Origin of the sequence: Corallococcus sp. AB049A (genome assembly GCF_003668885.1) — a bacterium.
GTDB lineage: Bacteria > Myxococcota > Myxococcia > Myxococcales > Myxococcaceae > Corallococcus > Corallococcus interemptor.
On the sequence record NZ_RAWL01001024.1, the window covers coordinates 1 to 467 of the forward strand.

Sequence of the window (467 nt, forward strand, 5' to 3'; positions counted from 1 at the left end):
GGCTCGGCTGGGGAGTGGCACCATCGAAAGCCACGGCGACCATCGCATCGCCATGGCATTCGCCATTGCCGGCCAGATCAGCGACGGCGAAGTGCGCATCAACGACATCGCCAACGTCGCCACGTCCTTCCCGGACTTCGATGGCCTGGCGCGCAGCGCCGGCTTCAACCTGGCCTGATCGGCGGATCGCGTTTTCCGGTAGGTGCCAACCTTGGTTGGCACGCTCACATCACCCGGTAGGTGCCAACCCTGGTTGGCATGCTCACATCGCCCGGTAGGTGCCAACCTTGGTTGGCACGCTCACATCGCCCGGTAGGTGCCAACCTTGGTTGGCACGCTCACATCACCCGGTAGGTGCCAACCCTGGTTGGCAAGCTCACATCGCCCGGTAGGTGCCAACCTTGGTTGGCACGCCTCTCCAGATAAAAGGACGGAGGCCGAAGCCTCCGTCTAAACATCACGAACCC

General features: G+C 63.0%; 1 protein-coding gene. It reads left to right on the forward strand.

The window, feature by feature from the left end:
* Window positions 1–7 precede the first annotated feature (7 nt).
* Complete coding sequence (locus D7X55_RS46230) at window positions 8–178, forward strand: hypothetical protein (protein ID WP_368666526.1); 171 nt, start codon at window positions 8–10, stop codon at window positions 176–178.
* Window positions 179–467: the final 289 nt, after the last annotated feature.